The following is a 10,640-nucleotide window of genomic DNA, read 5'->3' as shown; positions in this document are numbered from 1 at the left end:
GTTCGATTGTTCGGGCCTGGTATTTCCACGCCGGGGCCGGGGCAGCTCCGAACTAGGTCCCGAGCCGTTCTTTGCTCTACCTGCCCGGCCTGGCTGGGCGGCAGATCACCGTAGACGGCAAGTATTGCAAGTATGAGGGCTCCGACAGGCCGTCATTGGGAAAACTTTGCTAGGTCATATGGAACGGCCTGCATCCCGTCGCTTCGTTCGCAACCCTCGATACATCACCCTAACCGCCGCCGGCGGCCGCCGGCGGTCACCGTCATGACCTCGGCTCTCATCGACGAGCATCGACCAAGGGTTATCTTGATGTCGCTACCAGCGGGCCCGAGGGCGGCGGCCCAGATCGAGGAGAAGTCATTGCGTATCGGGAAGATCACGATCGGTTCGATCAACGATTGGACGGTGCGCCCCGGCGTGGTGACCACCTGGCACCCGACCCCCGAGGCCCGGGAGAAGGCGCGTCTGGCGCCGGTCAGTTCGGTGCCGGTCAGCTACATGCAGGGTCAGCACCTGCGCGGTTGTTACGAGCGCGCGAAAGCCGGACTGGATTACTCGCGGCAAATCATCGCGTCATGTGAAGTGCCTGGACATTGCGATCTCGACGTCATGGACAAGGCGCTCAACGCATACTTGCGCCGTCACGACACATACCGCAGTTGGTTCGACTACACCCCGGACGGTGAAATCGTCCGGCATACGATCAGCGATCCCGACGACGTCGAATTCGCACCGGTCGACCACGGCAAGATGAACGTCGAAGAAATTCACGACCATGTGGTGGCCACCCCGGACGCTTTCGAGTGGGGCTGCTTCACGTTCGGGATCATCCAGAGCGAGGAGCACTTCACCTTCTATGCGTGTATCGATCACGTCCATGGGGACGCGACGTTGATCGGCATCACGATGCTCGAGTCGCACGGCATGTACACGACTTTGACATCAAGCGGCCAAGCCCTGGCGCTGCCGGAGGCGGGTAGCTACGACGCCTTCTGCACCAGGGAGCGGGAATACACCTCGACGTTGACGCTGGATTCGCCGCAGATCAGGACGTGGATCGACTTCGCCGAAAACAACGCCGCCAGTCTCCCCGATTTCCCTCTGCCGCTTGGGAATCCAATGGAGCCGGGGCGCAGCGCCATGATCACCGAGCCGCTGATGAACCCCGATCAGACGTTACGATTCGAATCGGCGTGCAGCGCGGCCGGCGCCCGCTTCGTCGGCGGCCTGTTCGCCTGTATCGCGCTGGTCGAGCACGAATTCACCGGCGCCCCCACCTACTACGGACTCACCCCGAGGGACTCCCGGACCGGTTCGGACAACTTCATGACTCAGGGCTGGTTCACCGGCTTGGTGCCGATCACCGTCCCGATTGCCGCGACATCCTTCGCCGAAGCCGCATGGACAGCACAGGCGTCCTTCGATTCGGGCCTGGACATGGCCAGGGTGCCTTACTACCGCGCGCTGGAATTGGCGCCGTGGTTGAGCTGGCCCCGCCCGAACTTCCCGGTGACGAATTTCCTGCACGGCGACGCGGCTCCGCTGAACGCCGTGCTGGCCGCCGCGGACATGGGCTATGCGGACAATATCGGTATCCACTCCGACGGCAGATACTCGTATCAGCTGACCATCTACATATTCCGGTACGGCGAGGGCACGGTGATGGCGGTGATGTATCCGGACAATCCAGTGGCCCGCGCCTCGATCACCCGCTATACGGCCGCCATGAAGGAGGTCTGCGGGCGGGTCGCGGATACCGGGCATTGGGGGCGCGTTGCGTAATGTGGAGTAGTTCGATGGTCACCGCCTTGCCGAGGCTCGCGGTTTCCGGCAGGGCGCGACCGGGGGTAGGAGCAGTTTGCGACGGCTAGCCGATGCAGTGGTGCGGTGGCCCTGGTTGGTGATCGGCCTGTGGGTGGTCGTCGCGGTCGCCCTGCCGTTGGGGTTCCCATCCCTGAACCAGATGTCCCAGAAGCACCCGCTCGACATCCTGCCGAGCGACGCGCCCTCGAGCGTCACGGCGCGCAAGATGACCGAGGCGTTTCACGAATCGGGGGCAGACGACCTGCTGTTGGTGGTCCTGACCAATGACAGCGGCCTGAAACCTGCGGACGAAACCGCCTACCGCAAGCTGGTCAGTGCCTTGCGCGAGGACAAGCGCGACGTCTTGATGTTGCAGGATTTCGTCAGCACACCGCCCCTGCGTTCGACGTTGACCAGCAAGGACCGCACCACCTGGGTGCTGCCGGTCGGTCTGGCGGGTGAGTTGGGCACACCGAAGTCCTACGCCGCCTTCCAGCGGGTCGCCGAAATCGTCAAACACTCCGTCGCCGGGTCACAGCTGACGGCGCACCTCACCGGGCCCGCGGCCACGGTCGCCGACCTCACTGCCGCGGGCAACAAGGATCGCGTCCCGATCGAGATCGCGATCGCGGTGCTGGTGCTGTTGGTCCTGTTGTTGGTCTATCGAAACCCGGTCACCATGCTGCTGCCACTGCTGGCGATCGGCATATCGATGGTGATCGCCCAGTCCGTGGTGGCGGCCATGTCGGAGGTCACCGGCATCGGCGTCTCAAACCAGTCCATCGTGTTCTTGAGCGCCATCATCGCCGGCGCCGGGACCGACTACGCCGTCTTTCTGATCAGTCGGTATCACGACTACCTCCGGCAAGGTGACGATTTCGATCAAGCGGTGCGGCGGGCGCTGGTATCGATCGGAAAAGTGATCGCCGCATCGGCAGCCACGGTGGGCATCACGTTTCTCGGGATCAGTTTCTCCCAGATGGGAGTGTTCTCTTCGGTCGGTCTGTCGTCGGCGATCGGCGTCGGGGTGGCATTCCTTGCCGCGATGACCTTGTTGCCCGCCATTCTGGTGTTGGCCGGTCCGCGTGGGTGGGTCAAGCCACGGCGCGAACTCACTGCCCGGTTCTGGCGGCGTTCGGGAATTCGGATCGTGCGCCGACCCAAGACCCACCTCGTCGCGAGCCTGCTGGTGCTGGCCATTCTGGCCGGCTGCGCGGGGCTGGTGCGTTTCAACTATGACGACCGCAAGGGCGTGCCCGCATCGGCGCCGAGCTCGATCGGATACGCGGCGCTGGAGCGCCACTTCCCCGTGAATCAGTCGATCCCGGAGTACATCCTGGTCCAGTCGCCGCATGACCTGCGCACCCCACGCGCGCTGGCCGACCTGGAGCAGATGGCCGAGCGAGTCAGTCAACTAGCGAACATCGCCGCGGTCACCGGGATCACCCGGCCCACCGGAGCCGTGCCCGAGGAGTTCAGGGCCACGTATCAGGCTGGGGCCATCGGCGCCCGGCTGGGCGCCGGTGCCGCCTTGATCAACGAGCACGACAACGACCTCAACCGGCTGAGCAGGGGGGCCAACACACTGGCCGAGAACCTGGGCGATGTCCGCGGGCAGGTCAATCAGATGGTTTCCGCGATGCAGGGCCTGGTCGAGGTCTTCACCTCGATGCGGGGCCAGTACGGCGGCGACCGGTTGGTCAGAGAGGTCACCACCGCGGCGAAGCTTGTCAACAGCATCAACGCACTCGGCCATGAGATGGGTCTGAACTTCACGGCGGTCCGGGACATGTTCGGCTGGGTCGCTCCGGTGCTGACGGCCCTGCAGGGCAACGTGATCTGTGATGTCGACGCCTCGTGCGCCGCCACCCGCGCGCAATTCGAGCGGCTGGTCAATGCCCGCAACAATGGAAGCCTCGACCAGATCAACGATCTGGCGAACCAATTGCAGGGGTTCGGCGACAAGCAGACCCTGGCCGCGACGGCGGACCGGCTGCGCGGCGCGCTCGCGAACTTCACCAAGGCATTGCATGCAATGGGATTCGACCAGGCCGGCGGGCTGGAGGGCGGCTTGAACCGTCTGCAACAGGGCGCGGAGCGCGTCGCCGGCGGCAGCCGGCAGGTCGCCGACGGCGTGGACCAGCTCGTCGACCAGATCCGGCAGATGGGTACCGGGCTCGGCGAAGCGTCGGCGTTCCTGCTCGCGATGAAGGACGACGCGGCACAACCGTCGATGGCCGGCTTCAACATTCCGCCTCAACTGCTGCGCATGGAGGAGTTCAGGAAGGCCGCCAAGCTGTTCATCTCCCCGGACGGCCGTTCGGTGCGGTACTTGGTGCAGACGAAACTCAACCCGTTCAGCGCCGAAGCCATGGATCAGGTCAATGCCATCACCAACGCCGCTCGTAGCGCGCAGCCGAACACCGCGCTGGCCGATGCCTCGATCTCGATGGCCGGATATCCGGTCACGTTGCGTGACACCCGCGACTACTACGAGCACGACATCAGGTTCATCATCGCGGTCACGCTGATTGTCGTGCTGCTGACGCTGATCGCGCTGCTGCGGGCGATCGTCGCACCGCTGTATCTGGTGGGGTCGGTGGTGATCTCGTATCTGTCGGCGGTGGGTATCGGCGTGCTGGTATTCCAGTACCTGCTTGGCCAGCAATTGCATTGGAGCATTCCACCGTTGGCCTTCGTGGTGCTGGTGGCGGTCGGTGCGGACTACAACATGTTGCTCATCTCGCGGATGCGGGACGAATCGCCGAACAGCATGCGCTACGGCGTCATCCGCACCCTGAGCTCCACCGGCGGAGTGATCACGGCGGCCGGGTTGATCTTTGCCGCATCGATGTGGGGCCTGTTGTTCTCCACCATCGGCACGGTGATCCAGGGCGGTTTCGTGATCGGCGTAGGGATCCTGCTGGACACCTTCCTGGTACGCACCATCACGGTGCCCGCCATCGCTACGCTGGTCGGCAAGGCAAGTTGGTGGCCATCACGGGTGGCGCCGGGCCGCACCAGCGCGGGCACATGAGGCTCGCCTCGTACGGGAGCCGACTACGGGAAGAGAAGTAGAAATGAAGAAGCTACTCGCAGGACTCACCGCGCTGGTAACCGTCGGTGCCACAAGCTGTTTGGGAGTCGGGCCGGCGACGGCCGACGAAACGCCGACCGATGAGGCGCCGCAACCCGGCGGGACGGCGTACGCCCTGGGCGGCGCCCACGTGCTGGGCATCCCCTACGACGAGTACATCCGCCGCGAGGGCGCCGAGTGGTTCCCCGGCCTGCGCCGCCAGATCATCGACTATCCCGCCGGCCAGGTGCAGGGTCACGTGTTGGGACGGCTCTTCCCGGGCATCGGCCAGTTGGACGAAATGTTTCCCGGGCTGGGTGTCGACGGACCCAGCGTCGGCGAATCGGTCGTCGTCGGCGCGGACAACCTGGAAGCGGCGATCCGGCGGGGCGGCCCCGGAACGGCGATCGGCTTGTCCGAAGGAGCGCTCGTCCTCGATGAGCTGCAGGCCCGGCTCGCCACCGATCCCAACGCTCCCCCACGGGATCAGTTGAGTTTTGCCACTTTTGGGGATCCGGTGGCCCGCCATGCGTTCGGCGAGAGCTTCCTGACCGCCATGTTCCCCGTCGGCAGCGTCGTTCCCGCCCTCGACTACCCGGTGCCGCCTCCGGTCGAGAGCCAGTACAACACCAAAATGTTCATCTCCGCGTACGACTCGATCGCCGACTTCCCCGACCGTCCGGACAACCTGATGGCACTGGCCAACACGCTGGTGGGGTTGATGACCGGGCACACCGCGGTGGCGTTCACCAATCCGAGCATGGTGCCACCGCAGAACATCCGGACTACGGTTAACTCGCGCGGCGCAACGACGACGACCTATCTGATCCCCGAGCGGCATCTTCCGTTGGTGCTGCCGTTCCAGTACGCAGGGGTGCCGGAAGAGACGCTCAATGAGCTCGATGCGGTGCTGCTGCCCATGGTCAACGAGGGATATTCGCGCAACGACGATCCGCTGACCGCACCTATCCAGGTGGATCCGGTGAACGGTTATGACCCGGCGGCCGTCACGGCGCCCGCTACTCAGGCCACCTTCGGTGGCGGCGCAGATCCGTTGTCGCAGATTCTGTCCGGCGCTATGTCCGTGCTGAACCGGGGCGCTCACTAGCGGCGCCAGCCCACGGCGATAATGGCTCCCAGCCAAGTGGCGCAGACCCGGCGCAAAGGAGCCTGATGAGCACAGCACGCACAGACCGCCCGCTACGCGTCATCCAGTGGACCACCGGGAACATCGGGCGGCGCTCGTTGCACGCGATCATCGGCCGGCCGGACATGGAGCTGGTCGGGGTTTTCGCACACGGGCCGGACAAGGTCGGGGTGGACGCTGCCGAGCTCGCGGGCTGGCCCGAACCGACCGGTGTGCGCGCCACCAATGACATCGATGCGCTGATCGCGTTGGGTGCCGACGCGTGTTGCTATAACCCGTTGTGGCCCAACATCGATGAGCTCGTGCGGCTGTTGGAGTCGGGAGTCAACGTGTGCACCAGTGCGGCGTGGATCACCGGCGGCAAACAGACGCCCCAGGACCGCGAACGCATCGAGGCGGCCTGCCGGCAGGGCGGTTCGACGATTTTCGGCAGCGGTGCGCATCCGGGCATGACGAACATGGTGGGCATGGTGCTCAGCGGGTCCTGCGAGCGGGTCGACGAGATCCGCATCACCGAATCGGTGGATTGCTCGACGTATGAATCGGCAGGAACTCAGCGAGCGATGGGCTTCTCGCAGGATCCCGATACGCCCGGTCTGGCCGAGAGCGTGCGCCGCGAAAGCGAGGTGTTCGCCGAATCGGCCGCGATGATGGCCGACGCGATCGGGGCACGCCTGGACCGGATGACGTTCGACGTCACCTTCACCGCCGCCACCGGCGACACCGACCTTGGTTTCATGAAGATTCCGGCGGGAACCGTCGGCGGCGTCTACGGTTACCACCGCGGGTGGCAGGGCGACCGTAACGTCGTCAGCGTTGGCTTCAACTGGATCATGGGCGATCATGTGACTCCGCCCAAGCCGCTCGAGCATGGTCACGTCATCCAGGTTTTCGGACTGCCCAACATGCGCACCGTGCTGCACTGCCTGCCTCCGAAGGACTGGACCGAGCCCGGTTTCATGGGGCTGGGCATGATCTACACCGCGCTGCCGGTCACCAATGCGGTGCCGGCAGTGGTTGCCGCGAAACCGGGCATCGTGACGCTTGCAGACCTGCCGCCGGTGACCGGACGGGTCGCGCGCTAGCCTGTGTCGTTCGGCACATAGGGGCGCCCCCGAGGAACGCGCGCGTCCACTAAGGGTTTACGATACTTAGCCGAGCAAATATTTCTTTCGGGTCGGGGAAGCCTGCTGCCCAATGTGGCGTTGCAACCCCAGGATCGGCTGGCGGAAGGCGGTGGTGATGAGGATTGGTTCACTTTCGGGTTCCGTTGGCCGGACGCTGAAGAAGCTGTGGATCCCGCTGGTACTGGTGGTCGTCCTGGCTGTTTCGGCGCTGGTCGTCTCGCGACTGCACCGGATCTTCGGCTCGGAGGACCTCAACGCCAATGCCGGCGCAGGAATCGAGATCGTGCAGTTCAACCCGAAAGTTGTGCTCTATGAAATCTTCGGTACGCCCGGGGCCACGGCCAACATCAACTATTGGGACGCCGACGCCAACACGCATCAGGTCGACGCAGCAGCGCTGCCCTGGTCGTTCACTCTCTCTACGACGCTGCCCTCGGTGAGCGCCAACATCATGGCCCAAAGCGATGGCGGCCGGATCGGCTGCCGCATCACTGTCGACGGCGTGGTCCGAGAGGAGCAGAAGTCGAACGGGGTCAATCCGCAGACCTTCTGCCTGGTGAAGTCGGCATGAGCGATCTCGACAGCACGACGCGCGTCGGGGCCGACGACACCGCGCCGATCAAAGTGGAGTCCGCCCCGAAAGAGCCGCGACCGCACCGCCCGGTCATCCCACACACCATCCGGATCTTCGCGGTGCCCATCATCGTGGCCTGGGTGGCGCTGACCGTCCTGGTCAATGTCATCGTGCCGACACTGGAGAAGGTCAGCGAAGAACATTCGGCGCCGATGACCCCGCCGGACGCTCCGTCGATGGTCGCGATGATGCGTCTCGGCCACAATTTCAAGGAATTCGACTCCGACAGCACGGTGATGATTGTGCTGGAGGGCCAGCAACCGCTGGGCGACGCGGCACACCGGTTCTACGACAGCCTGATTCACCAACTTCAGCGGGATCACAAGCACATTCAGCACATCCAGGATTTCTGGGGTGACCGGTTGACCGCGGCGGGCGCGCAAAGCGCCGACGCCAAGGGCGCCTATGTGATGCTCAACCTGGCCGGTGACCAGGGCACGACGCTGGCGAACGAATCGGTCGACGCGGTACGCGAGGTGTTGGACCGCACCCCACCGCCGCCCGGGGTGAAGGCCTATGTGACGGGGCCGGCCGCACTCAGCGATGACATGCACATCATCGGCAACGCCAGCCTGGCCAAGATCACCCTGTTCACCCTGGGCGCGATCGCGATCATGCTGTTGCTGGTCTACCGGTCCATCGTCACCACGCTGGTCCAGCTGTTCATGACCTTCGTCGCGCTGGCGGCATCCCGCGGATTCGTCGCGGTGCTGGGTTACCACAACGTATTCGGCCTGACCACCTTCGCCGCCAACATTCTCACGATGTTGGCGATAGCGGCGGGAACCGACTACGGGATCTTCCTCGTCGGGCGTTATCAGGAGGCGCTGCGCGCGGGTGAGGATCGAGAAACCGCTTATTACACGACATTTCGCGGTGTGGCACCGGTGGTGCTGGGGTCGGGTCTGACGATTGCCGGCGCGACCTACTGCCTGAGTTTCTCCCGGTTGCCGTGGTTCAACACGATGGGCGCCCCCGTGGCGATCGGGATGCTGGTCGTCGTCCTGGCCGGCGTCACGCTGGGTCCCGCGGTGGTGTTCGTGGGCAGCAAGATGCACCTGTTCGAATCCAAGCGGGCCGCCCGCCAGGGTCGAATGTGGCGCCGGGTCGGCACCGCGGTGGTGCGCTGGCCAGCACCGATTCTGGCGGTCAGTGGCGCGATCGTGCTGATCGGCATGGTGGCGCTGCCGGGCTTCAAAACCAGCTACAACGACCGGTACTACCTACCCACCTCCGCGCCGTCGAATGTGGGCCAGGCCGCCGCCGACCGGCATTTCTCCCAGGCCCGGATGAACCCCGACATGTTGATGATCGAGTCGGACCATGACATGCGCAATCCCGCGGACATGCTGGTGCTCGACCGAGTCGCCAAGAACGTGATGCGCACCGTCGGCATCGCGATGGTCCAGGACATCACCCGCCCGCTTGGCATCCCAATCCAGCACAGTTCCATACCTTTTCAGAACAGCATGCAGAGCCAGACGACGATGCAGAACCTGTCGTTCCTCAAGGACCGCATGAACGACATCACCAAGATGGCCGACCAGATGCAGTTCATGATCGAGACCATGCAGCAGATGTACAAGGTCACCACGGAACTCTCCCAAGCCGCCGACGACAGTGCCCGGACCACCGCCGAAACCGCTGACATCACCAATCGACTGCGGGACCACATCGCCGACTTCGACGACTTCTGGCGGCCCATACGCAGCTACTTCTATTGGGAGAAGCACTGTTTCGACATCCCCATCTGCTGGTCGCTGCGTTCGCTGTTCGACTCGCTGGATGGGTTCGACCAGCTCGCCGGCCAATTCGACATATTGACCAAGGACATCGCACGCACCGCGGAGGCGACGCACCACATGCTGGTGCTGATCCCGCCGATGATCGAGACGATGAAGACGACCAAAGCGCTGACGCTGACGATGCAGTCGACCTTCTCGGCGATGCTCAATCAAATGGAGGCGATGAGCAATACCGCCGTCGTCATGGGGCAGAGCTTCGACGCCTCCAAGAACGACGACTTCTTCTACCTGCCGCCGGAGGCGTTCGACAACCCCGACTTCCAAACGGGCCTGCGGATGTTCCTCTCACCGGACGGTAAGTCGGCGCGATTCTTCGTGACCCACCAGGGCGATCCGATGACACCGGAAGGCATTTCGCGTGTCGACGCCGAACGTTCGGCCGCACAGGAAGGTTTGAAGCAGTCGTCGCTGTCAGATGCCAGGGTGTATCTCGGCGGTACCGCCGCGACATTCAAGGACATGCACGACGGCGCCAAATACGACCTGATGATCGCGGTGGTGTCGGCACTGACGCTGATCTTCATGATCATGCTGTTGCTGACCCGAAGCGTGGTCGCCGCGCTGGTGATCGTGGGCACCGCGGCGAGTTCGATCGCGGCGTCGTTCGGGTTGTCGGTGCTGATTTGGCAGGACCTGTTCGGCATCCGGATCCACTGGATCGTGATGGCGTTGTCGGTGATCATCCTGCTGGCCGTCGGCTCGGACTACAACCTGCTGCTGGTGTCCCGGTTCAAGGAGGAAATCCATGCCGGCCTCAAGACCGGGATCATCCGATCGATGGCCGGCACCGGTGGGGTGGTGACGGCCGCGGGTCTGGTGTTCGCGTTCACCATGGCCTCGATGCTGGGCAGCGATCTGCGGGTGCTGGGCCAGTTCGGGTCCACCGTCTGCATCGGTCTGCTGCTGGACACGCTGATCGTGCGCACGTTGCTGATGCCGTCCATCGCGACCCTGCTGGGTCGCTGGTTCTGGTGGCCGCAGGTGGTCCATCCGCGGGGCGATAATGCCCTGGTCAAAGCCTGACGAAACTACGCCATTCTCCGCCGAG

At 64.2% G+C, this 10,640-nt stretch carries 6 protein-coding genes; all 6 read left to right on the top strand.

The annotated features are described in order from the left end of the window. Positions 1-360 precede the first annotated feature (360 nt). Complete coding sequence (locus tag BN972_RS13250; RefSeq protein ID WP_036360778.1) at positions 361-1,782, top strand: condensation domain-containing protein; 1,422 nt, start codon at positions 361-363, stop codon at positions 1,780-1,782. A 76-nt stretch (positions 1,783-1,858) separates the two neighbouring features. Then, on the top strand, positions 1,859-4,840 hold the full coding sequence (locus BN972_RS13245; protein ID WP_235192442.1) for an MMPL/RND family transporter: 2,982 nt from the start codon (positions 1,859-1,861) through the stop codon (positions 4,838-4,840). Between the two features lie 43 nt (positions 4,841-4,883). Next, entirely contained in the window at positions 4,884-5,987 is a 1,104-nt protein-coding gene (gene pe / locus BN972_RS13240) for an acyltransferase PE (protein ID WP_036358533.1), read from the top strand. 65 nt (positions 5,988-6,052) lie between these two features. Continuing rightward, the gene (locus tag BN972_RS13235; protein ID WP_036358530.1) at positions 6,053-7,111 is read left to right on the top strand and encodes an NAD(P)H-dependent amine dehydrogenase family protein; all 1,059 of its coding nucleotides are present in this window, start codon (positions 6,053-6,055) and stop codon (positions 7,109-7,111) included. A 157-nt stretch (positions 7,112-7,268) separates the two neighbouring features. Continuing rightward, a complete protein-coding gene (locus BN972_RS13230) occupies positions 7,269-7,724 on the top strand; it encodes an MmpS family transport accessory protein (RefSeq protein WP_051545433.1) in 456 nt (151 codons plus the stop codon). Further along, positions 7,721-10,615: an MMPL/RND family transporter gene (locus tag BN972_RS13225; protein WP_036358528.1), complete on the top strand. Its 2,895-nt coding sequence runs from the start codon at positions 7,721-7,723 to the stop codon at positions 10,613-10,615. Before BN972_RS13230 ends, BN972_RS13225 begins: the two co-directional genes overlap by 4 nt. Positions 10,616-10,640: the final 25 nt, after the last annotated feature.

This window comes from Mycobacterium asiaticum DSM 44297 (genome assembly GCF_000613245.1).
Taxonomy (GTDB): Bacteria; Actinomycetota; Actinomycetes; order Mycobacteriales; family Mycobacteriaceae; genus Mycobacterium; species Mycobacterium asiaticum.
Note: the sequence above shows the minus strand (reverse complement) of the source record. Positions and strands in the feature narration are given on the sequence as shown.